This is a genomic window from Brevundimonas sp. AVps23W (genome assembly GCF_058681395.1).
In genome coordinates this window covers 46,643-73,268 of sequence record NZ_CM178738.1, presented here as the reverse complement: position 1 = coordinate 73,268, position 26,626 = coordinate 46,643, and the positions used below count along the sequence as shown (strand labels likewise).

26 protein-coding genes and 1 tRNA gene are annotated in these 26,626 nt (G+C 67.5%); 16 read left to right on the top strand and 11 right to left on the bottom strand.

Annotated elements, in window-relative coordinates:
• Positions 1 to 67 precede the first annotated feature (67 nt).
• The 3 genes from ACW177_RS00355 to ACW177_RS00345 all read left to right on the top strand — a co-directional run bounded on the left by ACW177_RS00355 (position 68) and on the right by ACW177_RS00345 (position 3,572).
• A complete protein-coding gene (locus ACW177_RS00355) occupies positions 68 to 862 on the top strand; it encodes an ABC transporter ATP-binding protein (protein WP_492026700.1) in 795 nt (264 codons plus the stop codon).
• Entirely contained in the window at positions 859 to 2,169 is a 1,311-nt protein-coding gene (locus ACW177_RS00350) for an NtaA/DmoA family FMN-dependent monooxygenase (protein WP_492026699.1), read from the top strand. The genes ACW177_RS00355 and ACW177_RS00350 overlap by 4 nt, the downstream gene beginning before the upstream one ends.
• Positions 2,170 to 2,360: 191 nt before the next feature.
• A complete protein-coding gene (locus ACW177_RS00345; protein WP_492026698.1) occupies positions 2,361 to 3,572 on the top strand; it encodes a cation:proton antiporter in 1,212 nt (403 codons plus the stop codon).
• Positions 3,573 to 3,574: 2 nt separating this feature from the next.
• Here the strand turns inward: ACW177_RS00345 and ACW177_RS00340 are convergent, their stop codons facing one another.
• A complete protein-coding gene (locus tag ACW177_RS00340) occupies positions 3,575 to 4,132 on the bottom strand; it encodes an ActR/PrrA/RegA family redox response regulator transcription factor (protein WP_492026697.1) in 558 nt (185 codons plus the stop codon).
• Positions 4,133 to 4,241: 109 nt separating this feature from the next.
• The gene (locus tag ACW177_RS00335; RefSeq protein WP_492026696.1) at positions 4,242 to 5,717 is read right to left on the bottom strand and encodes an ActS/PrrB/RegB family redox-sensitive histidine kinase; all 1,476 of its coding nucleotides are present in this window, start codon (positions 5,715 to 5,717) and stop codon (positions 4,242 to 4,244) included.
• Positions 5,718 to 5,761: 44 nt separating this feature from the next.
• Between ACW177_RS00335 and ACW177_RS00330 the strand changes: the two genes are divergently transcribed.
• Complete coding sequence (locus tag ACW177_RS00330; protein WP_492026695.1) at positions 5,762 to 6,379, top strand: SCO family protein; 618 nt, start codon at positions 5,762 to 5,764, stop codon at positions 6,377 to 6,379.
• Here the strand turns inward: ACW177_RS00330 and ACW177_RS00325 are convergent.
• Both ACW177_RS00325 and ACW177_RS00320 read right to left on the bottom strand, forming a co-directional pair.
• Positions 6,376 to 8,016, bottom strand: coding sequence for a peptide chain release factor 3 (locus ACW177_RS00325; RefSeq protein ID WP_492026694.1), 1,641 nt, complete (start codon positions 8,014 to 8,016; stop codon positions 6,376 to 6,378). The two genes, ACW177_RS00330 and ACW177_RS00325, sit on opposite strands and share 4 nt — an antisense overlap.
• A gap of 31 nt (positions 8,017 to 8,047) precedes the next feature.
• Positions 8,048 to 9,622, bottom strand: coding sequence for a tetratricopeptide repeat protein (locus ACW177_RS00320; protein ID WP_492026693.1), 1,575 nt, complete (start codon positions 9,620 to 9,622; stop codon positions 8,048 to 8,050).
• A gap of 269 nt (positions 9,623 to 9,891) precedes the next feature.
• On the opposite strand from ACW177_RS00320, the gene ACW177_RS00315 reads away from it, so the two are divergent.
• Positions 9,892 to 10,047 (top strand): hypothetical protein, encoded by a 156-nt coding sequence (locus tag ACW177_RS00315; RefSeq protein ID WP_492026692.1) that lies wholly within the window; start codon positions 9,892 to 9,894, stop codon positions 10,045 to 10,047.
• A gap of 21 nt (positions 10,048 to 10,068) precedes the next feature.
• Here ACW177_RS00315 and ACW177_RS00310 read toward each other — a convergent pair whose 3' ends face one another.
• Both ACW177_RS00310 and ACW177_RS00305 read right to left on the bottom strand, forming a co-directional pair.
• Complete coding sequence (locus ACW177_RS00310) at positions 10,069 to 10,443, bottom strand: hypothetical protein (protein WP_492026691.1); 375 nt, start codon at positions 10,441 to 10,443, stop codon at positions 10,069 to 10,071.
• Positions 10,444 to 10,567: 124 nt separating this feature from the next.
• On the bottom strand, positions 10,568 to 11,218 hold the full coding sequence (locus tag ACW177_RS00305) for a DUF1345 domain-containing protein (RefSeq protein WP_492026690.1): 651 nt from the start codon (positions 11,216 to 11,218) through the stop codon (positions 10,568 to 10,570).
• A 155-nt stretch (positions 11,219 to 11,373) separates the two neighbouring features.
• Between ACW177_RS00305 and ACW177_RS00300 the strand changes: the two genes are divergently transcribed.
• Entirely contained in the window at positions 11,374 to 13,512 is a 2,139-nt protein-coding gene (locus ACW177_RS00300; RefSeq protein WP_492026689.1) for a malate synthase G, read from the top strand.
• Between the two features lie 150 nt (positions 13,513 to 13,662).
• Here the strand turns inward: ACW177_RS00300 and ACW177_RS00295 are convergent, their stop codons facing one another.
• The 3 genes from ACW177_RS00295 to ACW177_RS00285 all read right to left on the bottom strand — a co-directional run bounded on the left by ACW177_RS00295 (position 13,663) and on the right by ACW177_RS00285 (position 15,573).
• Positions 13,663 to 14,733 (bottom strand): mechanosensitive ion channel family protein, encoded by a 1,071-nt coding sequence (locus tag ACW177_RS00295; RefSeq protein WP_492026688.1) that lies wholly within the window; start codon positions 14,731 to 14,733, stop codon positions 13,663 to 13,665.
• A gap of 80 nt (positions 14,734 to 14,813) precedes the next feature.
• A tRNA-Ala gene (locus ACW177_RS00290) sits at positions 14,814 to 14,889 on the bottom strand.
• A 225-nt stretch (positions 14,890 to 15,114) separates the two neighbouring features.
• Positions 15,115 to 15,573 carry a TIGR02300 family protein gene (locus ACW177_RS00285; protein WP_492026687.1) on the bottom strand — a complete coding sequence of 153 codons (459 nt, stop codon included), beginning with the start codon at positions 15,571 to 15,573 and terminating at the stop codon, positions 15,115 to 15,117.
• A 124-nt stretch (positions 15,574 to 15,697) separates the two neighbouring features.
• Between ACW177_RS00285 and aroA the strand changes: the two genes are divergently transcribed.
• The 7 genes from aroA (at position 15,698) to mscL (ending at position 21,125) form a co-directional block, all read left to right on the top strand.
• The gene (gene aroA, locus ACW177_RS00280; RefSeq protein ID WP_492026686.1) at positions 15,698 to 17,005 is read left to right on the top strand and encodes a 3-phosphoshikimate 1-carboxyvinyltransferase; all 1,308 of its coding nucleotides are present in this window, start codon (positions 15,698 to 15,700) and stop codon (positions 17,003 to 17,005) included.
• 4 nt (positions 17,006 to 17,009) lie between these two features.
• On the top strand, positions 17,010 to 17,336 hold the full coding sequence (locus ACW177_RS00275) for a type II toxin-antitoxin system RelE/ParE family toxin (protein ID WP_492026685.1): 327 nt from the start codon (positions 17,010 to 17,012) through the stop codon (positions 17,334 to 17,336).
• Complete coding sequence (locus ACW177_RS00270; RefSeq protein WP_492026684.1) at positions 17,326 to 17,634, top strand: addiction module antidote protein; 309 nt, start codon at positions 17,326 to 17,328, stop codon at positions 17,632 to 17,634. The genes ACW177_RS00275 and ACW177_RS00270 overlap by 11 nt, the downstream gene beginning before the upstream one ends.
• Complete coding sequence (gene cmk / locus ACW177_RS00265) at positions 17,634 to 18,278, top strand: (d)CMP kinase (RefSeq protein WP_492026683.1); 645 nt, start codon at positions 17,634 to 17,636, stop codon at positions 18,276 to 18,278. Before ACW177_RS00270 ends, cmk begins: the two co-directional genes overlap by 1 nt.
• 159 nt (positions 18,279 to 18,437) lie before the next feature.
• The gene (rpsA, locus tag ACW177_RS00260; protein WP_492026682.1) at positions 18,438 to 20,141 is read left to right on the top strand and encodes a 30S ribosomal protein S1; all 1,704 of its coding nucleotides are present in this window, start codon (positions 18,438 to 18,440) and stop codon (positions 20,139 to 20,141) included.
• 247 nt (positions 20,142 to 20,388) lie between these two features.
• Positions 20,389 to 20,679: an integration host factor subunit beta gene (locus ACW177_RS00255; protein ID WP_267514773.1), complete on the top strand. Its 291-nt coding sequence runs from the start codon at positions 20,389 to 20,391 to the stop codon at positions 20,677 to 20,679.
• A 23-nt stretch (positions 20,680 to 20,702) separates the two neighbouring features.
• Entirely contained in the window at positions 20,703 to 21,125 is a 423-nt protein-coding gene (gene mscL / locus ACW177_RS00250) for a large-conductance mechanosensitive channel protein MscL (protein WP_492026681.1), read from the top strand.
• 23 nt (positions 21,126 to 21,148) lie between these two features.
• Here mscL and ACW177_RS00245 read toward each other — a convergent pair whose 3' ends face one another.
• Positions 21,149 to 22,297, bottom strand: a complete 1,149-nt coding sequence (locus tag ACW177_RS00245) for a GNAT family N-acetyltransferase (protein ID WP_492026680.1) — start codon at positions 22,295 to 22,297, stop codon at positions 21,149 to 21,151.
• A gap of 91 nt (positions 22,298 to 22,388) precedes the next feature.
• Positions 22,389 to 23,513 (bottom strand): serine hydrolase domain-containing protein, encoded by a 1,125-nt coding sequence (locus ACW177_RS00240; RefSeq protein ID WP_492026679.1) that lies wholly within the window; start codon positions 23,511 to 23,513, stop codon positions 22,389 to 22,391.
• Between the two features lie 128 nt (positions 23,514 to 23,641).
• Here ACW177_RS00240 and ppk2 point away from each other — a divergent pair, with 128 nt between their 5' ends.
• The 3 genes from ppk2 to ACW177_RS00225 all read left to right on the top strand — a co-directional run bounded on the left by ppk2 (position 23,642) and on the right by ACW177_RS00225 (position 26,622).
• Positions 23,642 to 24,391, top strand: a complete 750-nt coding sequence (gene ppk2 / locus ACW177_RS00235) for a polyphosphate kinase 2 (protein WP_492026678.1) — start codon at positions 23,642 to 23,644, stop codon at positions 24,389 to 24,391.
• 423 nt (positions 24,392 to 24,814) lie between these two features.
• Positions 24,815 to 26,245: a metalloprotease TldD gene (tldD, locus tag ACW177_RS00230; protein WP_492026677.1), complete on the top strand. Its 1,431-nt coding sequence runs from the start codon at positions 24,815 to 24,817 to the stop codon at positions 26,243 to 26,245.
• Between the two features lie 59 nt (positions 26,246 to 26,304).
• Positions 26,305 to 26,622 carry a hypothetical protein gene (locus ACW177_RS00225; RefSeq protein ID WP_492026676.1) on the top strand — a complete coding sequence of 106 codons (318 nt, stop codon included), beginning with the start codon at positions 26,305 to 26,307 and terminating at the stop codon, positions 26,620 to 26,622.
• Positions 26,623 to 26,626: the final 4 nt, after the last annotated feature.

The window sequence follows — 26,626 nt, the reverse complement described above, 5'->3', positions numbered from 1 at the left end:
CCTGATGCCCTACCCCGCAGACATACTCCTTCGCGGACAAGCCCTTGGGCTCTCCTATGGCCGGCGCGTGGTCTCACGCGATCTGGATGTGGACATCCCGCTGGGCCAGATCAGCGTCATCATCGGCGCCAACGCCTGCGGCAAGTCGACTCTTCTTCGCGCGCTGTCACGGCTCTTGCCCCCCAGCGCCGGCCAGATATTCCTGGGCGGTCGAGACATCCGCGACTATGGCGCCAAGGCCCTGGCGCGCACCCTGGCCTATCTGCCGCAGTCCGCCAGCGCGCCGCATGGGATTACGGCGGCCGATCTGGTCGCCCGCGGGCGTTATCCGCATCAGACCCTGCTGCGCCAGTGGTCGGAGGCGGACGATCAGGCGGTGCGGCGCGCGATGGCCCAGGCCCAGGTGGCGGATCTGGCCGACCGCGTCGTCGATGAGCTGTCCGGCGGTCAGCGTCAACGTGTCTGGCTGGCGCTCGTGCTCGCCCAGGAAACGCCGGTCCTGCTCCTTGACGAGCCGACGACCTATCTGGATGTGGCCCACCAGTTCGAGGTGCTCGAGCTTTGCCGAAGCCTCAATCGCGACCATGGCAAGACCCTGGTGATGGTGTTGCACGACCTGAACCAGGCGGCGCGATACGCCGACCATGTCATCGCCATGCGGGACGGGGCCATCGTCGCCGCCGGCGCCCCGGACGACGTCCTGACGCCAGAGCGGATCGACCAGGTCTTCGGCCTGGCCTGCATGGTCTTGCGCGATCCCGTCACCGGCACGCCGTTGATCGTCCCCACCATCGGGGGGGCGGGCGGCGTCGGCGGGGGCGGGCCGCAAACGGTTTCATATTCACAAGAGGAGGCGTCATGACCCGGTCGGGCAAGCTTTGTATTGGTCTGTCGCTGGCGATAACCTGGCTGAACGGCGAAGGCTGGCGGCGGCCCGACAGCGGCATCGAGAACATTCATTGCGCCGATTTCTACATCGACATCGCCAAGCGGGCGGAGGCGGCCAAGCTGGATTTTCTGTTCCGGCCGGACTCGCTCTTTCTCGATGCGTCGCGACTGTCCAGCGCGCCGGGGTTCAGCAGTCTGGATCCGAGCCTGCTCCTGACGGCGATCGCGCAAGAGACCCAGCGCATCGGCCTTGTCTCCACCGCCTCCACCAGCTTCTACCCGCCCTATGTGGTGGCGCGGCAGATCCAGTCGCTCAACTGGCTGAGCCGGGGCCGCGCCGGCTGGAACATCGTCACCTCGATGGACGGCAGCGACAATTTCGGCGACGAGCCCATGCTTTCGTCGGCGGATCGATACGCCAAGGCGCGTGAGTTCACCGATGTCGTGCAAGCCCTGTGGGCCAGCTATCCGGACGAGGCGCTGGTGCTGGATCGCGCGAACGGCCTCTACGCCAATGCCGACAAGGTGCAGCCGATTCATCATCGCGGCAGCCATTTCTCGGTCGAGGGCCCCCTGACCGTTCCAACCTATCCTGGCGCCAAGATTCCCCTCTTCCAGGCCGGGGCATCGGAATGGGGACGGGATTTCGCGGCGCGTGTCGCCCATGGCGTCTTCGCCGCCGCGCCGGACATCGCCGCGGGCGTCGATCTGCGCGCCGATCTTCGCTCGCGGGCCAGCGCGCACGGCCGCGATCCCGACGATCTGCGCGTCTTGCCGGGGCTAAGCCTGTTTCTGGGCGACACCGAGTCGGAGGCGCGCGACCTGTATGCGCAAACCCATGCCGGACAGAATCTGCAGCGCAAGCACGCCTATATTCTGGAGAACCTGGGCCTGGACGTCGGCGCACTGCCCGCCGACATGCCGATCACGCCGGGCATGTTGCCGAAGTTGAACCGGCCCGTGCGCAGCCGCACCCATGCCGACCTGTTGCGCAGATTGATCGAACGGGAAACGCCGACGGTGAGCGAGCTTCTGGATCGGCCGGAAGTCTCCGGGTCAGCGCATTGGCTGTTTGTCGGCACGCCCCAGGACGCCGCCCGCGAGATCGCCCGGTGGTTCGAAGCGGGCGCCGGCGACGGCTTCATCGCCCTTCCGGGCGGGGCGGCGCGATCGATGGACTTGCTGTTCGAGCGCTTGGTGCCGCAACTGATCGAGGACGGCCTGTTTGACGCCGACTATCGCGGTGGGAATTTCGCGGAGCATCTAGGAATCAAGGCCTGATCATCGCCCAGGACGTCGTTCCGGTCAGCGTCGCAGGCCGGAACGAGATCTACTCCCCAGGGTGAACAAGGAGTGCTACCGCTATCGCGTCTCTGACCGATAGCGACCGACCGCTCGAGGCGCCCCCGGCGACGCGACGCCAGGCGAGAGCGGCGGTGCAGGGACAGAAGCGTCGCCTTGGGAGGGGTGTGGTGCATCACGCGATGAACACGACCGAGCTGTATCTGGTCGCCATGCTGATCATCTTCAGCGCGCCCTATCTGATCTGGCGCGGGCTGAAGACCGATCACTATGCGCCCCTGGTGGTGGTGCAGATCATCGGCGGCATCCTGCTGGGACCCGGCGTGCTGGGGGCGGTGTTCCCGGCCTATTACGCCACGGTGTTCAATCCTCAGGTGATCACGGCCCTGAACGGCGTGGCCTGGTGGGCGGTGATGATCTTCGTCTTCATCGCCGGTCTGGAGCTGGACCTGCATCAGGCCTGGGAGAAACGGGGCGAGACGGCGGTCACCTCGGGGCTGGCCCTGCTGGCGCCCCTGGCCCTGGGCGCCCTGGCGGCCATCGGCATGCTGCAATTCCCAGGCTGGACGGGGCCGCAGGGTCAGACCTGGCAGGTGGTGCTGGGCATCGGCATGGCCTGCGCGGTCACCGCCCTGCCGATCCTGATCCTGTTCATGGAGAAGCTGGAGATCCTGCGCCAGCCGATCGGCCAGCGGATCCTGCGCTACGCCAGCCTGGACGATGTGGCGATCTGGGGGGTGCTGGCCCTGATCCTGCTGGACTGGGAACGGGTGGGGCGTCAGGTCGGGTTTCTGGTCGGGTTCGCCGTGGCGGCCTGGGCGGTGCGATGGCTGATGAAGCGTCTGCCGGAATCGGACCGCTGGTATGTGGCCCTGATCTGGCTGGCCGCCTGCGGTTTCGCCGGCGACTGGTCGGGGCTGCACTTCATGGTGGGGGCGTTTTTGGCCGGGGCGGTGCTGGATCACCGCTGGTTCGATCAGGCCAAGATGGACCTGTTCCGCAATCACATCCTGCTGGCGGTGATGCCGGTCTTCTTCCTGAGCACGGGCCTGCGGACCCAGTGGGACGTCGGCGGGGTGGCGGTGTTCGCGGCGGCGGGGGTGCTGCTGGTCGCCTCGGTGGCGGGCAAGCTGGCCGGGGTGCATATGGCCGGCCGTATCCTGAAGTGGGAGAAGGGCGAGGCCTCGATCATCGGCTGGCTGCTTCAGACCAAGGCCTTGATCATGATCATCTTCGCCAACATCCTGTTGGACAAGCAGATCATCACCAACGAGACCTTCACCGCCCTGCTGCTGATGGCTGTGGGCTCCACCATGCTGACCATGCCGATGGTCAAGCCGCAGCTGGCCCGGCTGACCGGGCTGCTGGGCAAGTCCGGCTAGATCTACCGCGGGGCGCGCTTGGCCAGGATCCGTTGCAGGGTGCGGCGGTGCATGCCCAGGCGGCGCGCGGTCTCCGAGACATTGTGGTCGCACAGCTCGTAGACCCGCTGGATATGCTCCCAGCGGACCCGGTCGGCGCTCATCGGATTGTCGGGCGGCTCGGGCGCCTCGTCGGCGGTGGCCAGCAGAGCCTTGACCACGTCGTCGGCGTCGGCGGGCTTGGACAGGTAATCGACCGCCCCGGCCTTGACCGCCGCGACGGCGGTGGCGATGGCGCCATAGCCGGTCAGCATGACGATGCGGGCGTCCTCGCGCTTCTCGCGCACCGCCTCGACCACCTTCAGGCCGTTGCCGTCGTCCAACCGCATGTCCAGAACGGCGAAGGCCGGCGCCTTGTCGCGCAGCAACTGGGTGGCCTCGGCGACGGACCCGGCGGTGGTGACTTCGAAGCCGCGTGATTCCAGAGCCCGCCCCATCCGGGTGCGCAGGGCCTGGTCGTCGTCGAGCAACAGCAGCGACTTGTCGGGCAGGGCGGCGATACGGGTCTCGAGTTCGGACATTCTGTTCTCCTGCTGCTTCAAGTCGGGACCGGTCGCGTCCGGGTCAAGGCCAAGGTTCGCCCCTGCGACTCTTCGACCCAATACGCAGGTCAGGCCGCGCCGGACCTTTTCATGCCGCCACCTCCAGCGCCGGACGCGCCCACCGCACCCCCACGCGGGCGCCGCGCGGGGGGCTGCGGCCCTCGGGCGAGGCTTCCGGGCGGGGCAGACCCTGGCCGACGCTGACAACCCCGCCGGTCCGCTCCAGCAGGGTGCGGGCGATGAAGAAGCCCAGGCCCATGCCGCCCTGGCTGGGGGCGATGGCGGTCTCTGCACGGGCGTCGCGGGACCGGGATGTGGCGGCGGCGATCTGGGCCGCCAGGGCCAGGCGCGCCTTGCCGTGGGGCCGGCTGGTCACATAGGGCTCGCCCAGCCGGGGCAGGATGTCGCTGGGAAAGCCCGGTCCGTCGTCCAGGATGGCGATCTCGATCCAGCCGGCGTCGACCAGGGCCTGGACCCGCACGGTGGAGGCTGCAAAGTCGGCGGCGTTCTCGACCAGGGTGGACAGGCCGTGCACCACCTCCGGCAGGCGGCGCACGCGCGGCGCCGGCTGGCCTGGGGGCGTCTTGACCAGAACCTCGAACACCAGGTCGAAGCCCCGGTGCGGCTCGACCACCTCTTCCAGCAGGGCCTTCAGCGCGACGTCGGCATAGAGGGCGTCGTCGCCCTCGGGCTGTTGCGAGAGTTGGGTCAGTATGCCCCGGCAGCGCTCGGCCTGTTGCAGGATCAGGGCGGCGTCCTCGGCCGCCTCGCTGTCAGGGGCCGAGGCGCGTTGCAGCTCCTTGGCCACGACCTGAATGGTGGCCAGCGGCGTGCCCAGCTCATGCGCCGCCGCCGCCGCCAGTCCGCCCAGGGCCGCCAGCCGCTGCTCGCGTTGCAGCACGTCCTGGGTCGTGGCCAGGGCCAGTTCCAGCTTTTCCGCATCAGCCGCCACCCGCCACGCATAGCCGGCGGTGAAGACCACCCCCGTCACCAGGGCCATGACCATGCCCAGCCGATAGAGCAGGGGCAGGTGGAAATTCTCGCCGGGCCGCCAGGGCAGGGGTTCGGACCAGAAGAACAGCACCCCCACGGCGATCAGGGCCAGCAGGCCCAGGGTCACGGCCTGGCGCGCGGGCAGGGCCGCCGCCGCGATGGTCACCGGCGCCACCAGCAACAGGCAGAAGGGGTTCTCCAGCCCGCCCGTCAGGCCCAGCAACAGACCCAGCTGGAAGATGTCGAAGCCCAGATGAATGGCCGTGGTTCGCCCGTCCGGCAGGCTGGCCTCCAGCCGGCGCACCCGCGCCATGGCTCCGACGTTCACGGCGGCGCTGACGGCGATGACGATCAGACAGGGCCAGAGCGGCAGGGGAAAGTGCAGACCCTGCGACGCCGTCAGTATGGCGGCGCTCTGCCCCAGGATGGTCAACCAGCGCAGGACGATCAGGGTGCGCAGCGAAAAGCCGCGGCCCCGGCGCGGCGCGTCGCGCCAGCCCGCGTCGGACAGCCCCCCCTCGGACGAGAAGGGGGGCGCATGCGGCGCGATGCGGTCTTCTGTCGATGTCACGGGCCTTCTATAGACCGGGTCCGAGGTTTTCGTCAGAGGTCGTCATGCCGCGTCGTTCCATCCTGCTGTTCGCAGGCGCCTGTCTTGCGATTGCTGCGGCTCTCGCCATCGTCACCGTGGTGGTGGTGTCCAGCCGCGCGCCCGCCACCGGCGAGATCGGCTCCACCGGACAGCCGCTGGTCGGCGGCGATTTCCAGCTGGTGAACCAGGACGGACAGCCGGTCGATCAGACGATGCTGAACGGCAAATGGAGCCTGGTCTTCTTCGGCTTCACCTACTGCCCCGAATTCTGCCCCACCACCTTGGCCGAAATGGCCGCCGTGCAGCAACGGCTGGGCGACAAGGCGGACGATCTCCAGATCGTCTTCGTCAGCATCGACCCCGAACGCGACACGCCCCAGCAGCTGAAGGACTATCTGTCATCCGACGGCTTTCCCAAGGGCGCCATCGGCCTGACCGGCGCGCCGGACCAGATCGCCCAGGCGGCCAAGGCCTACCGGGCCTATTACGAGAAGGTCGGCGAAGGCGAGGGTTACACGATGAACCACTCCCTGACCGTCTATCTAATGGGGCCCGACGGCAAATACCGCGCCGCCGTCGCCTATGGCCTGGGCCCGGACAAGGCGACCAGGGTCATCGAGGACGCGATGGCGCGGGGTTAACCCCGCTCCTTGGTCTTGGTGAAGGCCACCTTGGGGAAGCGTTCGCCGACATAGCCTGTCTCCCAGCTGGACTTGGCCAGGAAGACCGGGGCCTGGTCGATGTCGCGGGCCATCTGGGGGCGATATTTGCCCGAGAAATCCTCGATATCTGTATCCGAGCCCCCCGAGGCTGGAGTGACCCAGCGGGCCTCGGCATAGGGGCTGGGTTCGAAGATGACGTCCAGGCCGTATTCCTCGCCCAGACGGTCGGCCATGACCTCGAACTGCAGCTGGCCCACGGCGCCGACAATGAAGTCCGAGCCGATCTCGGGGCGGAACAGCTGGGTCACGCCTTCTTCGGCCAGGCCTTCCAGCGCCTTCTTCAGGTGTTTGGCCTTCAGCGGATCCTTGACCCGCACCCGTTGCAAGATTTCCGGCGCGAAGTTGGGCAGGCCGGCGAACCGCACCACGCCGCTCTCCGACAGGCTGTCGCCGACGCGCAGCACGCCGTGGTTGGGAATGCCGATCACGTCGCCGGCGAAGGCGTCGTCGGCCAGTTCGCGGTCGCTGGCGAAGAACATGATCGGCGCATTGACCGACAGGGCCTTGCCCGTGTTCTGCACCTTCAGCTTCATGCCGCGCTTAAAGGCGCCCGAGGCCATGCGGAACATGGCGATCCGGTCGCGGTGGTTGGGGTCCATATTGGCCTGGACCTTGAAGACGAAGCCGGTGACCTCGTCGGCGCCGGGCTCGACCACCGTATCGACGGGGGCGGGGGCGTTGCGGGTCTCGGGGGGAGATTCCTTCCTCGCCTTCATCACCTTGGGCGCCGGGGCCCAGTCGCCGATGGCCTTCAGCAGTTCGTCGATGCCGAAGTGGCGCAGGGCCGACCCCCACAGCACCGGCGTCATATGGCCTTCCAGGAAGGCCTGACGGTCAAAGGCCGGATAGCCGCCCTCGACCAGTTCGACCGCCTCGGCCAGATTGTCCTGCTCGCCCGCCTCGAAATATTGCGCCGCCTGGTCCAGCGGCAGGGCGGCGGGGTGTTCGGGATCCTCGGCTGAACCGGCGATCTTGCGGGTATAGGGCTGGAACCGGCCGGTGCCGACCTCGACCATGCCGCGCAGACGATTGCCGCTCTCGGCCGGCCACCAGATGGGCGCCGGATCCAACTGAAGGCGGCTGGCTATGTCGTCCAAAAGGGTCATCGGGTCCTGGGCCTCGCGGTCCAGCTTGTTGATGAAGGTGATGATCGGAATGTCGCGCAGCCGGCAGACTTCGAACAGTTTCAGCGTCTGCGGCTCGATCCCCTTGGCGGCGTCCAGCACCATGATGGCGCAGTCGGCGGCGGTCAGGGTGCGATAGGTGTCTTCGGAAAAGTCCTCGTGCCCAGGCGTATCGAGCAGGTTGAACATCTTGCCGTCGTGCTCGAACGTCATGACCGAGGCGCTGACGGAGATGCCCCGCTCCTTCTCGATCTTCATCCAGTCGGACCGCGTCCGCCGGTTCTCACCGCGCGCCCGCACGGCCCCGGCCGCGCGGATTGCGCCGCCGGCCAGCAGGATATGCTCGGTCAGGGTCGTCTTGCCCGCATCCGGGTGGGCGATGATGGCGAAGGTCCGGCGGCGAGCCGCCTCCTCGGGCAGTGTCAGTGTCATGGCGCGCGACTAGCGCGCCCGGCTGAGAAAGTCACTCGCTGGCGGGCGCCGGGGGCGATTGAGGGCTGTCTTCCGATGGAGCCTCGGGCTGGGAGGCTGTTGCGCCGTCAGTCGGCTCTTCGAGCGTGGGCAGCGGCTCCCCGCCCTCGAGCGCGGCGATCATCCGCGCCGCCACATCCGCCGCGCCGCCGCCGTGCGGATTATTCGCCAACGGTTTGAGCACACTGATCGCCTCGTCCTTCTCCTCGGTTTCGATCAAGGCGGCGGCGTAGCTCAGGCGCACCTCGGCCAACTGCGGCGCCCGGTCGAAGGCGAGGCCCAGCGTCAGCATGTCGTTTTCATTGGGATAGCCCGGCTCTCCGCTTCTCATCTCGCCGATCAGCATCAGGGTCCGATAGTCGTTGTTCGCAGCGGCGTAGGCGCGGCCCAGATAGATTCTCGCCTCGCGCTTCAATGCGGTGCTTTCGGCCAGGTCCTCGACATCGCGCGCTTGGCGCAGGCGCTCCTGTGCCAGGAACTGCAAGGCCTCGACATTGTCGGGCTCCAGCTCGATCAACCTTTGCAAGGCGCGCTCTCCGGCTGGGCGGTCGCCAAAATGCATGCCGGCGTGACCGGCGGCCAACAAGGCCAGCGGGTCGTCGCCGTAGCGGGCCGATATCCGCGCCACTTCCTGGCCCAGTTCGGCCCGATCCTCATCCTCCACGCCGATCTTCAGTCTCTGGTTGATTAGCAGCAGATCATTCGCCGACTTGGGCAGGCGGGTGACGACGATGTCGGCCGTCGGAAAGTCACCTTTGATGGTGCGGCCCATCAGCCGTCGGCTCGTCATATACTTCCGAAGTTCCGAGCGCAGCTCGGTCAGGCTCATGCCCGTGGCGGTCTCCATGGCCTCGACCGGATCGCCGCCAGCTGAAACGTCCGCGAGATAGGCGCCCAGTTGCCGCGAACGTTCGGGGTCGCTGAAGAACCAGTGGGTCAACAGCCATGCGAGTGGATAATAGGTCTCTCGGTAACTGCTGCGCGTGACCTCGCCGGGCCGCGTTCGCAGCAGAACCTCGAGCGGAATCCAGGTCCCATTGATGAGCCAATAGGCGCGATTGTCGCTGAAGCCTCCCAGTTTGATCTCGTCGCCCGCTATGTCGGCCGTCATGTAATATTCGGCAAAACCCTCGACGAACCAGCCGGGGTAGGCGGCGGGGGCGCTGCCGAGCATGAAGTGGTGGACGTATTCGTGCAGCAGCACCTCGTCGTTTTCACCGCGGATGGCGACCGCGAATATGTCCTCGGAGGTCGGAAAATAGGTGCCGACGACGTTGGGTGCTGTACCGGGATGGACCCGGAGCAGACCGGATCTAGAGCCGACAAGATAGATGGGCAGTTTGCGCGGGGGCGCCTCGTTCATCGGCAGGCCCGAACGATAGCGCATGACGCGGTCAAAGGTCTCAAGCTTCTGGACATAGTCCCGGAGCGACCGTTCGCTGCCTTCGCTATAGACGATGAAACGTTCGCTTTCTGCCTTCAGCCAATCGGCACGCGCCGCTGTCGCTGTCAGACTCAGCGTCGCTAAGGCGGCCGCCAATACGGCGCCCAGTCCCGATCGTTTCATGGCTTGTTCCCCGTTTCTGCCGAACGGGACTTGAACAATCCCGTCTCCCCCGACCCCTGAGTTGTCGCAAAGGTTGTGCGGGGTCGTAAAGAGCCGCGTGCAGATCACGCGAAGAATCCTGCCGGTCCGCGCACCATTTGCCGCAGATCAAATAACCCCTCGCCACAAGGGGCTATTGGAGTCATTGTCGGGTCGGAGGACGATCAGGCCGTCAGAGCCCGACGCTCCCCTCCCGGGTCAAACCGGGACCATAGGGAAAGGAAATGACGATGGCTGTTATCCATCCTGAAGACCGTGTTTCCGGTCTCGACCGTTCGCGCTTCGAACGCCCCCGCAAGATGCATCCGGCTTTTGGACTGGTGATGGGCTTCGGCTTCATCTTCGCCGTGTCCGCCGTCGTGCACCTGCTGTTCACGGCGTTCTGACGGCGGTTTAAGACGGCCGTCTCAGGCGGCGAGACGGTTCCAGACGGCGCGATCGGCGGCGATCGCGTCGAGGCGACGGCCCTTGTCGTGCAACTGACCCATGACCGCATCGGGCAGGGTGCAGAAGCGCGGCTCGACCAGGTCGGGGTTGCAACCTGCGGCCGGCGCCGCGAACAGGGCCGCGTTGACGTCCGGGCTGCGCTCGGCGATCAGCCAGGCTAGGCGGCGCGCGCGGGCGGGATCGTTGCGGTGAAGCAGCGGATCCTCGGCGAACAGTTCGCAGCCCAGTTCCAGCACATAGTCGAAGCCCAGCTTCTCGAACCGGCGCGCGTCGGCAGGCGTGACCGGGCAGGCCTCGTCCAGGTCGAACACGACATCGTTCAGAAGAAACAGCATGGGCGAAACGCTTCTGGCGAACCGGACGCGATGTCGTCCGTGCTTCCGATGTATGACAGTTCGCTTGAGGTCCGGTTCACGGACGCGGTTAAGCCTTTGTGACCGAACGGGGCGGGCGTAACGGCTAGCCGGCGCCCAGGGCGCTTACCGCCAGATTGACCGCCAGGGCCACGATCACCGTGTTGAAGACGAAGGCGGTCAGGCTGTGAACGCTCGACAGCCGCCGGATGCCCCGGTCGGCGATCTGCACATCGGCCGTCTGGCAGGCCACGCCGATGATCAGGGCGAAATGCAGAAAATCCCAGTAGTCGGGCTGGGTCTCGCCGGGGAAGATCAATCCGCCCCGGTCCTCGGCGTCTTCGCCCTGCTGATAGAAGGCGTGGGCGTAGTGGAGCGCAAACATCAGATGGATGAAGCTCCACGACAGGGCGACCGTGCCCAAGGCCAACAGGCCGTTCCGCAAGGGAAAGCCGCCGCTCTGCGCCTCGCCGACCACGACGACGATGCTGGCCGCCGCCGCCAGCAGGCTGAGCGGGAGGACGGCGACGCCGGTCTGGTCGAGGGCCGCCGCCCGCCTTCTGATGGCGTCAGCGTCTTCCGCCAGGGCCATTCGGACCAGGGTGGCGGCGATGAAGACCGCGACCCCGGCGATCCAGCCATAGGCCATCCGGGTCAATCCGCTCTGTCCCGCCGGGATCAACAGGGCGACCAGGATCACCACCGCCAGGCTGGAAAACAGGACGCCGTACAGGCGAAGGGGGCGAAACAGGGTCATGGCCCGGATCATGACGCCCCTCGCGCGGACCGCAAGCGAGCGCCTTAGACGAAAAGCGAACGGGCTGACGCGACGTGACCCTTGCGAAGCCGGGCGTGGTCGGCTTACGTGATCACGCATTGTTACAGCCCGGCCGTCGCCGGAGAAGGGCCGCCATGACCACCTATGAAGATCGCGCCGGATTGAAGGTTGCGGCCGAGCTCGTGGCCCTGATCGAACAAGACGTCCTTCCGGGACTGGGTCTGGATGCGGCGGGCTTCTGGTCGGGCGCGACGGCCGTCTTTGACCGGTTCGCGCCGGAGAACCGCGCCCTGCTGGCCCGGCGTGACGACCTTCAAGCCCGGATCGACGCCTGGCACGCCGCGCGTCGGGGTCAGCCCTACGATGTGGCGGCGTCCCAGACCTTCCTGCGCGAGATCGGCTATCTGGTCGAAGAACCGGCGCCCTTCTCCATCGGCACTACGGGAGTGGACGCCGAGATCGCCCGCATGGCGGGGTCGCAGCTGGTCGTTCCGGTGCTGAACGCGCGGTTCCTGCTGAACGCCGCCAACGCCCGCTGGGGCAGCCTGTATGACGCCCTGTACGGCACGGATGCGCTCGGCGACCTGCCGACCGGCGGCGGCTATGACGCGGCGCGGGGCGCCCGGGTCGTGGCGCGCGCCAAGGCGTTTCTGGACGAGGCGGCGCCGCTGGCCGAAGGCTCGCACGCCGATGTCGCCGGCTGGTCGGTTGTCGAGGGCGCCCTGGTCCCCGCCCTGAAGGAGCCGGCCCAGTTCGTCGGCTTTGTCGGAGATCCGGCCTCGCCCGCCTCCATCCTGCTGGCGCACCACGGCCTGCACATCGAACTGGTGATCGACCCGTCGCACCCGGTCGGGCGCGCCGATCCGGCGGGCCTGGCCGACGTCGTGCTGGAATCGGCCCTGACCACCATTGTCGATCTGGAGGACTCGGTCGCCGCCGTGGACGCGGCCGACAAGGTCGAGGCCTACCGCAACTGGCTGGGCCTGATGCGCGGCGACCTGGCCGCCACCTTCAAGAAGGGCGGCGAGACCCTGACCCGCGCTCTGGAGCCCGACCGGCGCTGGACCGCGCCCCAGGGCGGCGACGTGACCCTGAAGGGCCGCAGCCTGCTGTTCGTGCGCAACGTCGGCCACCTGATGACCACGCCCGCCATCCGTCTGACCGACGGTTCCGACGCGCCCGAAGGGATCATGGACGCCGTCGTCACCACCCTGATCGCGCTCTACGATATCAAGGGGCTCGGGGCCTTCGGCAACAGCGCGACCGGATCGGTCTATATCGTCAAGCCGAAGATGCACGGGCCGGACGAGGCTGGCTTCACCGACCGGCTGTTCGACGCGGTCGAGGATTTGCTGGCCCTGCCGCGTCACACGATCAAGGTCGGGGTGATGGACGAAGAACGCCGCACCTCGGCCAATCTGGCGGCCTGTATTCATGCGGTGAAGGACCGGATCGTCTTCATCAACACCGGCTTCCTGGACCGCACCGGCGACGAGATCCACACCGCCATGCAGGCTGGGCCGGTGGTGCGAAAGGCCGACATCAAGTCCAGCGCCTGGATCACCGCCTATGAGGCGCGCAACGTCGCCATCGGCCTGAAATGCGGCCTGTCGGGCAAGGCCCAGATCGGCAAGGGCATGTGGGCCGCCCCCGACCGGATGGCCGACATGCTGGAGCAGAAGATCGCCCACCCCAGGACCGGCGCCAACACCGCCTGGACCCCGTCGCCGACCGCCGCCACCCTACACGCGCTCCACTATCATGCAGTGGACGTCTTCGCCGTCCAGGCCGAGGTCGCGAGCCGACCGACGCCGGGTCTCGACGATCTGCTGACCCCGCCGCTGGCGAACGGCGTCAACTGGTCCGAGGACGAGGTGGCGGCCGAGCTGGACAACAACGCCCAGGGCATCCTCGGCTATGTCGTCCGCTGGATCGACCAGGGGGTCGGCTGTTCCAAGGTGCCCGACATCCACGACATCGGCCTGATGGAGGACCGCGCCACCCTGCGGATCAGCTCGCAGCATATCGCCAACTGGCTGTTGCACGGCGTCTGCACCCCCGATCAGGTGGATGCGGCCTTCCTGAGGATGGCGGCCAAGGTCGACGCCCAGAACGCCGGCGACCCCCTCTATCGGCCCATGGCGCCCGATCCGGACGCCAGCCTGGCCTACCAGGCCGCCCGCGCCCTGGTGTTCGAGGGTGTGGATCAGCCGAACGGCTATACTGAGCCGTTGCTCCACGCCTACCGGCTGAGGGCCAAGGCCCAGTATTAGACCCGTCACCCTCGGGCTTGTCCCGAGGGCCTACGGTTGATGCAGACGCGGTCGTTCGAACCCGTGTCGAGACCGGTGGCCCGCACCCTTCGACGTGCGGCGGACAGGTGGGCCCTCGGGACGAGCCCGAGGGTGGCGGGAGGAGGGGCGCTAACCCCCCGTCCGTCCCGGCGGCAGGCCGGGCGCCGGTTCCAGGGGGCCGTCCTCGTCTTCGGCCATCATCAGATCCTCGGCGGCGTCGTTGCCGGCAGCCGGGACTGGGGCAGAGGGCGAGGCCGGGGGCCGGGCGGTCGGCGTCGGACCTGCGCCCCCACCATAGCCCAGCCGCCCCAGGGCGTCGTCGCCCTCCAGGCCGAAAGCGCTGCGGATGCGCAGGTCGGTCTGGGGGAAGGGCACCTCGATCCCGGCCCCGTCCAGGGCGTCGGCGATCAGCCAGGTATAGGCCGCGTGCATGGCCGCAGGCCGCTTGACCGCCTCTCGCGTCGGCCAGACCAGCAGTTCGAACTCCAGCCCCTTGTCGCCGAACCCCACCAGCCAGACCTGGCTCTTGCGCGCCTCGGTCTCGGGCAGGGTGAAGGGGCTGGCCCGCGCGCAGGCCAGAACCGCCTCTCGCACCCTGCCCCGATCCGACCCATAGGCGACGGCGAAGGGGATGTGGATGCGCCGGGTGTCGCCCTTCAGCGTCCAGTTGGTCACCGGCTGCTCGATGAAGCGCGAGTTGGGCACCAGGACATTGACGTTGTCATTGGTCCGCACCCGCGTCGCGCGCGGCCCGATCTCCATGATGGCGCCGCGAATGCCGATGTCCTCGATCTCGATATAGTCCCCGACCGACACCATACGGTCGAAGATCAGGAACAGGCCGGACACGAACTCCTTGACCACGCCTTGCAGGCCCAGACCGACGCCTATGCCCAGGGCGCCGGCGAAGACCGCCAGTGACGACAGGTTCAGCCCCGCCGCCGACAGGGCCGACATGAGGCCCACGATGATGATGGCGTAACCCGCCAGCCGCTCCAGCAGATACAGGGCCTGCCGACTGCGTTCGGACCGTTCGCGGACCCGCCGCAGGGCGCGCGTCACCAGCCGGGCGACGATCAGGGCGACCAGCAGTATGACCAGGCCGCTGACCAGGCCGCCGACGGTGACGCTGGCCCCCGCCACGCGAATGATCTGGGTGTCGTCGAGGGTTTCGAGGCCGGCCTGGAGCGGAGACGTCATCACGCGCAAGCGCGCGGCGAACCGCTCAGGTTCCAGATGCAACGAAGCCCGGCTGTTTTCACAGCCGGGCTTCTGGAAACTGGTGGAGCTTAGCGGAGTCGAACCGCTGACCTCTTGCATGCCATGCAAGCGCTCTACCAACTGAGCTAAAGCCCCGGACCTTGCGGTCTGGTTCGCCCGGTTCATCTTGCGATGGCCCCCGGCGAGGCGGCGGAACCTATGTCAGAGCTTTTTTTCGATCAAGCCCGTTTCGACATTTATTTTCACATCGGTTCCGGATGCGAAAAACAGCAGCGATTTCAATCCCGACACAGGGTTCGAAAGGCTGTTCGCCTGCCGCGTCTCCCCTAAAGGGAAACGCGGCGGACGCAACAAAAAAGATCAGTCGTCGTCGCGCGACGGCTTGGCGATCTCGTCGTCGATGGAGTCATCGTCGTCGTCTTCGATGAACGGCACGGAGTCGTCGTCATCGTCGCCCAGATCGTCGTCGTCGCCGTCGGTGGCGCCCATGCCGGCTTCTTCCGAGGCGTCGGCCGGGGCGTCGTCATCGTCGTCCGGCGTCAGGATCGGCTCATGGCCTTCCTCGTCGATTTCCGGCGCCCGGATCTCTTCTTCCTCGTCCTCGTCGGACTCGGCCTTCTTGTCCTTGACCTGATCGTCCGTGTCCTCGTCGTCGGCGGGATAGCCGGGACGGACGCGACGGCTGCGCAGCTTCAGCGCCTCTTCGGGATCGAAATCCGAGCCGCATTTGGGGCAGTGGGCGGGGCGGCGGTTCAGGTCGTAGAACTTAGCCTGGCAGTTCGGGCAAACCTGTTTGGCGCCCAGTTCGGGATTGGCCACGTTTGGAACCTTCAACGGGTTGAATTCGGGGCGGTCCCTTGCCACCCCTAGGAGCCGCTGTCAAAAGCTGTCTTTCGCGCCGCCCGCGCGGCTCCCTCCCCAACACAGCCTGAAGCGGGTGAATATGCCGTCTCAACTGACCGCCAGACGCTCTGACGCCCTTGCCGGAACGGTCCGCGCACCCGGCGACAAGTCAATGTCACACCGCTCGATGATTCTGGGCGGCATGGCCTCGGGCGTCACCGAGGTCGAGGGTTTGCTGGAAGGCGATGACGTCCTGGCCACCGCCCGCGCGGTCGAGGCCTTCGGCGCCAAGGTCCAGCGGACCGGCGACGGGAAGTGGCGGATCGAAGGGGCGGGCGGCTTCAAGACGCCCCAGTCCGTGATCGACTGCGGCAACGCGGGCACCGGGGTGCGCCTTCTGATGGGGGCCGCCGCCGGCTATCCGCTGACGGCGACCTTCGACGGCGACGCCTCGCTGCGGAAGCGGCCGATGAAGCGCGTCACCGGTCCTTTGGCCGACATGGGCGCCCGGTTCGGCTGGCTGGCGGCCGAGGACCGACTCCCGGTCGCCCTGACCGGCGGAACCCTGAGCGCGATCGACTATGTGCAGACCGTCGCTTCGGCTCAGGTCAAGTCGGCCATCCTGCTGGCCGGGCTGAACGCCCAGGGCGTCACCTCGGTGACGGAGCCGGAAAAGAGCCGCGACCACACCGAACGGATGCTGCGCGCCTTCGGCGCCGAGGTCGGCGTGGAGGAGGTGGGCGAGGGTTGGACCGTCACGCTGAAGGGCGGTCAGGCCCTGACCGGGACCTTCGTCGCCGTGCCGGGCGATCCGTCCTCGGCCGCCTTCCCGCTGGCGGCGGGTCTGGTGGTTCCGGGCTCGGTGGTGACGGTCGAGGGGGTGATGCTGAACCCCCTGCGCACCGGCCTGTTCGACACCTGGATCGAAATGGGCGCCGACCTGATCATTTCGAACCGGCGTCAGGCGGGCGGCGAGGATGTCGGCGACATCACCGCCCGTTATTCGGCCCTGAAGGGCGTGGTCGTGCCGGAAGCGCGCGCCGCCTCGATGATCGACGAATATCCGATCCTCGCCGCCACCGCCGCCTTTGCTGAAGGCGTCACCGTTATGCGCGGCGTGGGCGAGATGAGGGTCAAGGAAAGCGACCGGATCTCGCTGATGGTCGAGGGCCTGCGGGCCTGCGGCGTCCAGGTGGAGGAGGAGCCGGAAGGCTTTATCGTCACTGGAGGCCCGGTGAAGGGCGGCGCGACCGTCCACACCGCCCACGATCACCGCATCGCCATGAGCCATCTGGTGCTGGGCCTGGCCGCCGAACAACCGGTCTCGGTCGACGAACCGGGCATGATCGCCACCAGCTTCCCCGGCTTCGTCGAGATGATGAACGGCCTGGGCGGGCAGATCGCTTGACGAGATGTCGCCTATAGACGACAATGGGCGGGTTGCAATAGAACTGACGCCGCAGTTCGTGAGCTGGCGTTCAAGACTGCGAGACGCACGAGCGCTCGCCAGGATCGCCGATCGGCTGACCCGGCTTCAGTTTGGACACTGGGGCGACGTCAAACCTGTCGGGGAAGGCGTCAGCGAATTGCGGATCGACGTCGGCCCCGGCTATCGGGTGTATGCGTTTCAGCGGAACCGCACCTGGGTCGTCGTGCTTGGAGGCGGCGATAAGTCGTCCCAAAAACGGGACGTCGAGGCGGCGCTGATTCTGGCGAGAGAGTTGAGAAATGCCGATTGAGACTGTTCCCTTCGACGCGGCCGACTTCCTCGATACGCCTGATGCGGTCGAGGAGTTTCTGGTGGCGTCGTTCGAGTCCGCCGCTGAACTCGGGGATCCCCGCCTGATCACCAACGCCCTGGGCGTCGTCGCCCGGGCCAAGGGCATGACCCAGATGGCGCGCGACGCCGAACTGTCGCGCACGGCCCTGTATCGCGCGCTCAGCGAGGAGGGGCGGCCCGAGCTTTCGACCATATTCAAGGTGATGCAGGCCCTGGGGCTGCGCCTCGCCCCCGTTCGCGTGGACTCCGCCGCCTGATGCCTCTGATCATCGCCGTCGACGGCCCGGCCGCCTCGGGCAAGGGCACCATCGCCGCCCGGCTGGCGCGGACCTATGGCCTGCCGCATCTGGACACCGGCCTGCTGTACCGCGCCGTGGGCGTCAAACTGCTGGAGGCCGGCGGTTCGCTGGACGACGAGGCGGCCGCGACCCAGGTCGCCCGGGCCCTGGACGCCGCCGACGTGTCCGAAGATCCCCGCCTGACCACCGGCGAGGCGGGCGAGGCGGCCAGTCGCGTCGCCGGTCATCCCGGCGTGCGCGCCGCCCTGCTGGACCTGCAACAGGCCTTCGCGGCCCAGGCCGGGGGCGCCGTGCTGGACGGGCGCGACATCGGCACGGTGATCGCGCCTGACGCACCCGCCAAACTGTTCGTCACCGCCGCGCCTGAGACCCGGGCCGACCGTCGCTGGAAACAGTTGACGGCGCGCGGCTTCGACATCGGTTTCGACGAGATGCTGGCCGATATCCAGCGCCGGGACGAGCGCGACGCCGGTCGCGGGTCAGCCCCGATGGTCCAGGCGGAAGACGCGGTCTTGCTGGATACCACTGACATGGGTATAGAGGCGGCCTTCGATGCGGCCCGCCGTATCGTCGAGGCGGCGCGCGCGAAACACGGTCTTTGACCCATTTTGCAAATCCAACGCGTCCACCCTCGGCTTCCGCGGGCGTCCTGATCGTTCTGAACGGCCTCGCATCCTGACGACCTGCCTATTCTGAACATCCACCTCGCGCGGGGCCGTCCGGTCGCGCGCCACAGCCCCTACGGAATGCTTTTCAGCTTCATGACTGACACCCTCTCCCCCTCGCGCGACGATTTCGCCGCGCTGCTCGACGAACAACTTCAGGGCCGCGACTTCGGCGAAGGCCAAGTGGTCCACGGCCGCGTCGTCGGCATCGAAAAAGACATCGTCATCATCGACGTGGGCCTGAAGACCGAAGGCCGCATCTCGATGCGCGAATTCGGCCAGGGCGACGACGCCAAGCTGCCGAAGGTCGGCGACAACGTCGAGGTCTACCTCGAGCGCGTCGAAAACGCCCTGGGCGAAGCCGTCATCAGCCGTGACAAGGCCCGCCGCGAGGAAGCCTGGACCCGTCTGGAAGTCGTGTTCGCCGAAGGCCAGCCGGTCAACGGCGCCATCGTCGGTCGCGTCAAGGGCGGCTTCACCGTCGACCTGGGCGGCGCCTCGGCCTTCCTGCCCGGCTCGCAAGTGGACATCCGTCCGGTCCGCGACGTCGGCCCGCTGATGGGCAAGGAACAGCCGTTCCAGATCCTGAAGATGGACCGTCCGCGCGGCAATATCGTCGTCTCGCGTCGCGCCATCCTGGAAGAAGCCCGCGCCGAACAGCGCACCGAGCTGGTCGGCCAGCTGCAAGAGGGCGAAGTCCGCGAAGGCGTGGTCAAGAACATCACCGACTACGGCGCGTTCGTGGATCTGGGCGGCATCGACGGCCTGCTGCACGTCACCGACATGTCGTGGAAGCGCGTCTCGCACCCGTCGCAAGTCCTCGCCGTCGGCGACAGCGTCAAGGTCCAGATCGTCAAGATCAACCCGGACACCCAACGTATCTCGCTGGGCATGAAGCAACTGCAGTCGGACCCCTGGGACGGCGTGGAAGCCAAGTATCCGGTCGGCGCCAAGTACACGGGCCGCATCACCAACATCACCGACTACGGCGCCTTCGTGGAGCTGGAAGCCGGGGTCGAGGGCCTGGTGCACGTCTCGGAAATGTCCTGGACCAAGAAGAACGTCCATCCGGGCAAGATCGTCTCCACCTCTCAGGAAGTGGACGTGGTCGTCCTGGACGTCGACGCCTCCAAGCGCCGCATCTCGCTGGGCCTGAAGCAGGCTCAGGACAATCCGTGGGACGCCTTCGTCGCCAACCACCCGATCGGCTCGACCGTCGAGGGCGAAGTCAAGAACGCCACCGAGTTCGGCCTGTTCATCGGCCTGGACAACGACATCGACGGCATGGTCCACCTGTCCGACCTCGACTGGTCGGTCTCGGGTGAAGAAGCCATCCAGCGCTACCGCAAGGGCGAGATGGTCAAGGCCAAGGTCCTGGACGTCGACGTCGAGAAGGAACGCGTCTCGCTGGGCATCAAGCAACTCGGCGGCGATCCGATCGGCGAGGGCGACACCTATCGCCGCGGCCAGCAGATCACCGTCACCGTCTCGTCGATCGAGTCGGGCGGCATCGAGGTCAAGTTCGGTGAAGACGACGCGCCGGTCACGGCCTTCGTCCGCAAGTCGGACCTGTCGCGCGACCGCAACGAGCAACGTCCGGAACGCTTCGCCGTCGGCGACCGCGTCGACGCCATGATCACCGCTGTGGACAAGGCCTCGCGCCGCGTCTCGGTGTCGATCAAGGCGCTGGAAATGAAGGACGAACAGGAAGCCATCGAACAGTTCGGCTCGTCCGACTCCGGTGCTTCGCTGGGCGACATCCTGGGCGCCGCGCTGAAGAACGCCGGCTCGAAGGAGTAAGCGCTAAAGCCGCGAAGCGTCTCTCGCTTCGCGGTAGCGCAAAGAGACTGAAGGGCGGTGGGAGCGATCCCGCCGCCCTTTTCTTTTGTTTTCGGCCACGCCAGTGCGCGGAACCGCACATAAATCGTGCGAATGCCGCCTATCCTTGGTGGATAAGGGCTTTTTCCCGCGCTCAGCGGGGGTTAGGGTGCGGTTCTGGATCCTCGACGGGCGCTGACCCGTCGATCACGCGCTGGCAGGGGCCCTGATGATCAAGTCCGAACTGATCGAGAAACTGGCGGCCGAGAACACCCACCTGACCCATGCGGAGGTGGAGCGGCTGGTGAATGTCATCCTCGGCAAGATGACCGGCGCCCTTGCCGAGGGCGGTCGGGTCGAGCTGCGGGGTTTCGGCGCCTTTTCGGTGCGGTCCCGCCCGGCGCGTCTGGGCCGCAATCCGCGCACCGGCGAGACGGTGGACGTGCCGGCCAAGGCCGTGCCCTTCTTCAAGAGCGGCAAGGAACTGCGCGAGCGTCTGAACGCGTCCGGCGACGCCTGAACCTCTAAAGATCGAGCGCCCCCATGAGCCTTCTGTCCGAATTCCGCGAGTTTGCGGTCAAGGGAAACGTCGTGGATCTGGCCGTGGGGGTCATCATCGGCGCGGCCTTCAATGGCATCGTCAAGAGCCTGGTCGATCAGGTGGTCATGCCGCCCATCGGCCTGCTGACCGGCGGCATCGACTTCTCCGAGCTGGAATGGGTGCTTCGGCCGGAAAACCCGGCGACTGAGGCGGTGGAGAAGGTCTCGATCCAGTATGGCGCCTTCGCCAATACGGTGATCCAGTTCCTGATCGTCGCCTTCGTGGTCTTCATGGTGGTCAAGGGGATCAACACCCTGCGTCGCCAGGAGGCGGCCAAGCCCGACCCGGCCCCCTCCGCGCCAACCGCGACAGAGGCCCTGCTGACCGAGATTCGCGACACGCTGAAGTCGCGCCCCGGCGCCTGACCCCCTCTATTCCGGCCTCGTCCCTACGCCAGCCCCAATCCGCCTGAAGACGTCTTCTGGCCTCGCACCGGCGTGCGCCAGGCGCGGGGCAGGGGGACGGGACGGGCGCAGACGGCGTAGTCGCCGTCGAACGGCGTCGGCGACCAGGCGTGCGCCAGCGCCGGATCCTCGACGATGGCGTGGCAGTGGCCCCAGCCGCCCTCGCGCCGCGCCTTGGGCGGCAAGGCCCCTAACTGGTCCAGGATCTCCGGCGTCGTCACCTGCAACCGCACCTTGGCGGCGCCCAGGGCGCGGGCATTGGCGATCAGACAGGCCGCCAGGGTTTCGATCGCCTGGGGCGCGGTCTTCAGCGCGACCAGATCGATAATGTCCAGACAGGGCGGTTCGATCAGGCTGGTCTTGGTCATCAGGGCTTCGGCCATCCCGACCAGCCGTCCCTCGCGCACCAGGCCCAGCAGGATCGGCGGCAGGGTCTGATCCGGATCGGACAGCCGCCAGTTCAGCATCTCGGGGCTGCGGTCCGCCAACAACCGTCCCTCTGCCGCCAGATCACGCCAGAAGTCGGCATAGACCGTTCCGCCGATGTCGCGCACCATCACCACATCCGCGGGCAGGCTGAGCCGAGCGGGGCGGAATAGGCGAGGGTTCATCAGCCGCTCGCCCAGCCGCCGCGCCGTCTCCGCCGAGACATGGCCCAACATCATCCGCAGCAGGCGTCCTTTCAGGCACGCCAAGCGATCAACCACCCACGACAGTTTCAACGCATGGGTCGGCGTCGGTCCGGGCTCCATCCCGAACAGCCGGTACAGGGGCGCAGACCGCGCATTGGCGTTCAGCGTATAGCGGGCGAACAGGTCTGGTTGCGCCAGCAAGGCCTTGATCAACGGCCGGCTGGCGCCCTTGTGCTGCGGCGGCACGATGATCGAAAAGCCCGTCGCCCCGTGCAGCACCCGGTCGCCCTGGCGAAACCGCTGAATCAGATTGCCCAGCATGGCGACCGGCGCGTCATCCGCATCCGTGACGACCCAGCCGAGGGGGGCGTCGATATCCAGGCGTGCCGGATTCTGCTCCAGCCAGCGCCATCCGGCCTGCGACCGTTCGGGCCAGCCCACGTCGCGGTGCAGCCTGTTCAGGGCGTCATAGTCGGATCGACGGATCGGCCGCACAGGCATCGACGCTGTTCCCATACTCAAGCCGGCCCAGATCGGGACCGGATTACGACTTGAGCCGGAACATTGCAGGCGTCGGGCCAGATCGGGCCGTCTATGCTCCCAAAGTCGCGATCATATTTCGCATCAGGCCGCTGGTCGCCGCCTGGCCGGCGCCCTCATTGCTCAGGCCGATGAAGGCCAGGCCCCGCGCCGGCGCCACTATGGCGGTGGCGTACCACAGGGTGTTCGACCCATCGTGGGTCAGGACCGGCCCCCCGGCCCACGGAACCTGCGGCGGCGCGATCCATCCCAGGGCGTAGGGCAGGCCTTCGCCGGCGCCTGGAACCGTCAGTAGGCGGATCGTCTCGGGTTTCAGCCAGCCGTCGCCGTCCGTCAGGAACAGTCTCAGCCAGCGGCCATAGTCGGCCAGGCTCATATGGACCGTGCCCGCCGGCCCCAGGGCCGCCGGATTGTCCGCACCCGGATCGGCCGGGTCCGCGGCGGTGCGCGCCGCCCCTTCGCCCTGGTGTCCCCAGACGTTAGCCCCGCCCGTCGCATTCGTCTTGGGCGCGCCGAACCCGGCCGAGGTCAGGCCCAGGGGCGCGAACAGTTCGGCCTGGATCACCTCTTCCCACGACCGGCCCGTGATCGCCTCGATCGCCGCCCCGACCAGCATATAGTTGGCGTTGGCGTATTCGAAGGCTCCCTTGGTCCCGGTCGGCGCGGCGCCCAGGATCCGCTCGACCACGGCCCGCCGTTGCTCGGGCAGGGGGCGGGGGTCGCCCCGCGCCGTCATGAAGAAGATCATGCCCAGGGCGTCGGCGTCCTTCACACCCGCCCGGTGGTGCATGAAGTCTCTGATGTTCGCGCCTTCCCAGGCCGGATCGATCTTCATCCCCGGGAACAGGTCGCCCATCGGCGTGTCCCAGTCCGTCCGTCCCTGATCGACCAGTCGCCCGTAAAGCGCCGCCGTCATCGCCTTGGTGTTGGACCCCAGGTGCCAGCGGTCGTCCAGGGTCGCGGGATCGCTTGCGCCGACCCGACGCACGCCCCGCGCCCCGGACCAGACCAGGCCGTCGCGCGTCAACACCCCGCCGGCCAGGGCGACCGGCTGGGTCTGGGCGAAGGCGGCCTCCAGCGCGGCTTCATAGGTGTCGGCGGATGCCGCCCTGGCGCCCATCGCTCCGGCGGTCGCGGCGGCCAGGCCCGACATCACAAGCATTCGGCGGTTCAGCATGTCGAAACCCCTCCCGGTTTGGACCACCCTAACCCCGGCAGGCGGCACGGACACGTGAGAAGACCGTCATCTTCTGGCGTCACGCCGCTCCGCTTGCCCTGTCGCGACCCGCGTTCCACTGTCCCGCCATGGGAAAGAAATCCGACGCCTACGAAACCGAGCTCGAGCAGCTTCAACTGGCCATGGTGAAGACCCAGGCCTGGACCATCGAACACGGTCTGAGGGTCGTCATCGTGCTGGAGGGGCGCGACACCGCCGGCAAGGACGGGGCCATCAAGCGGCTGACCGAATACATGTCCCCGCGCCAGACCCGCGTCGTCGCCCTGCCCAAGCCCAGCGACCGGGAGACCGGCCAGTGGTACTTCCAGCGCTACGTCCCGCATCTGCCGGCGGCGGGCGAGACGGTCATCTTCAACCGCTCCTGGTACAACCGCGCCGGGGTCGAGCCGGTCATGGGCTATTGCACGCCCGAACACTACGCCCAGTTCCTGACCGACGCCCCGCGGTTCGAACGGATGCTGACCGACGACGGGATTATCCTGATCAAGCTCTGGCTCGACATCTCGCGCAAGGAACAGGCGAAGCGGCTGAAGGAGCGCCGCGTCGATCCGCTGAAACGGTTCAAGCTGTCGTCGCTGGACGCCGAGGCCGAGGCCCGGTTCGACGCCTATTCCGAGGCCCGCGACCGGATGCTGGACGAGACGGACCGTGACTTCGCTCCCTGGACCATCATCGCCACCGACGACAAGAAGACGGCGCGCCTGAACCTGATGCGCCACATCCTGACCGTTCTCGATCACTGCGGCGAGGAGATCGCGGCGCCGGACCCCGAGGTGGTCTTCTCCGCCGGCAAGGCCAAGGGCAAGCTGGCGCGGTAGCCGGCTCTTCCTTCCTTCCTTTCGTCATTCCGGGCGCAGCGCGGCGGAGACCCGGAACCCAGCGGCGCGCGAGAGCGCGAACCTGTCGCGGACTCTGACCTTCAACATCGTGCTGCGGATCCATTTCGCCTTCGGCGCCGCTGGGTTCCGGGTCTACGGGCCAAGCGGCCCTCCGCCCAGAATGACGAAAGGGGGGCTCTCCTAATTAGGCTGGCTTCGTTCCAAATAATTCAGTGACTTGCTTCTTCAAACCCGCCTTCGACCTATCACGCCTTCTAGCCGTGTTAGCCTCTCCCCTGGCCCAACCGCCGCAAGGAGATCGCCGAAAGACTAGACGAAAATAAACTCCAAAAGATTCGAGTCGATTGAGTCTATTCCTCGCCGCGAGGTGACGAACCGCTCGCCAACCCCTACCTACAGCCCATGACCGTTCACGCCGCCCCGCCCCCCATCCTCGACGCCGCCGGCGTCGATACCGACGAAGCCCTGTCGATCCTGAAGACCGCCCTGACCGGGGCCGACGACGGCGAGCTGTTCCTGGAACGGTCCGAGAGCGAGAGCCTGGTGTTCGACGACGGCCGGCTGAAGTCCGCCGCCTATGACGCCACCGAGGGCTTCGGCCTGCGGGTCGTGGCGGGCGAGACCGCCGGCTACGCCCACGCCAACGAGATCTCGGCCGCCGCCCTGCGCCGCGCCGCCGACAGCGCCGCCCTGGCCAAGCAAGGCCACGCCGCCCGCGTCGCCGAGGGGCCGCGCGCCACCAATCAGCAACTGTATGACGCCGTCGATCCCCTGGCCTCGCCGACCTTCTCGGACAAGATCGCCCTGCTAGCCGAGATCGACGCCTGGGCCCGCGCCCGCGACCCGCGCGTGGTCCAGGTCTCGGCCTCCCTGGTCGGCGAGCGCCGCGCCATCGAGATCCTGCGCGCCGACGAACGGGTGGTGCGCGACGTCCGCCCCCTGGTCCGGCTGAACGTCTCCGTCACCGTCGAGCAGAACGGCAAGCGCGAGAGCGCCGGCGCCGGCGCCGGCGGCCGCGCCGGCTTCGAGGCCTGGATGGCGCCCGAGCGCTGGCAGGCCCAGGTGGACGAGGCCCTGCGCCAGGCCCTGGTCAATCTGGACGCCATCGACTGCCCGGCGGGCGAGATGGACGTGGTCCTGGGGGCCGGCTGGCCCGGCGTCCTGCTGCACGAGGCCATCGGCCACGGCTTCGAGGGCGACTTCCACCGCAAGGGCTCGTCCGTCTTCAACGGCATGATGGGCCAGCGGGTCGCCGCGCCCGGCGTCACCGTGGTGGACGACGGCTCCATCGCTGGGCGTCGCGGCTCCCTGTCGGTCGATGACGAGGGCACCCCCACTTCGCGCACCGTCCTGATCGAGGACGGGATCATGGTCGGCCTGATGCACGACCGGCTGTCGGCGCGTCAGCTGGGCGTCGCCGCCACCGGCAACGGCCGGCGCCAGTCCTTCGCCCACATGCCCATGCCGCGCATGACCAACACCTTCATGGAGGCGGGCAAGGATTCGAAGGCCGACATGATCGCCAACACCAAGCGCGGCCTCTACGCCGCCAACTTCTCGGGCGGCCAGGTGGACATCACCAACGGCAAGTTCGTCTTCCAGTGCAACGAGGCCTATCTGATCGAGGACGGGGTCATCACTGCACCGGTGCGCGGCGCCACCCTGATCGGCGACGGCGCCACGGCCCTGACCAAGATCCAGATGATCGGCGACGACTTCGCCTTCGACCCCGGCGTCGGCGTCTGCGGCAAGGCGGGACAGGGGGTGCCGGTCGGCATCGGCCAGCCCTCGCTGAAGATGGGCGGCCTGACCGTCGGCGGAACGGCGGTCTGAACAGGCCGGAACCCTAATCGCCGAGCGCGTGTTTCCTCGCCACACTGGAGAGGAACACCATGCCCACCGAACGCACCGTCGAACACCCTGACGGCCGGGTCGAGCGGATCACCGAGAACAATCCCGCCCCCTCGCCGGCAGCAGCGCCCGTCGTCGTCGAGAGCCGTCGCGGCGGCGGCCTGGGCGGCGTCATCGCCCTGATCATCGGCCTGGCCCTGGTCCTGATCATCGGCTGGTTCCTGATGAACATGAACCGCAACGACGCCATCGAGTCCAACGCCATCGCCGGGGCCGCCGAGAGCGTCGGCGGTGCGGCCGACAACATCGGCGACGCCGCCCGCGACGCCGTCCCGAACCGCCAAGCGCCGGCGAACTAAGGGG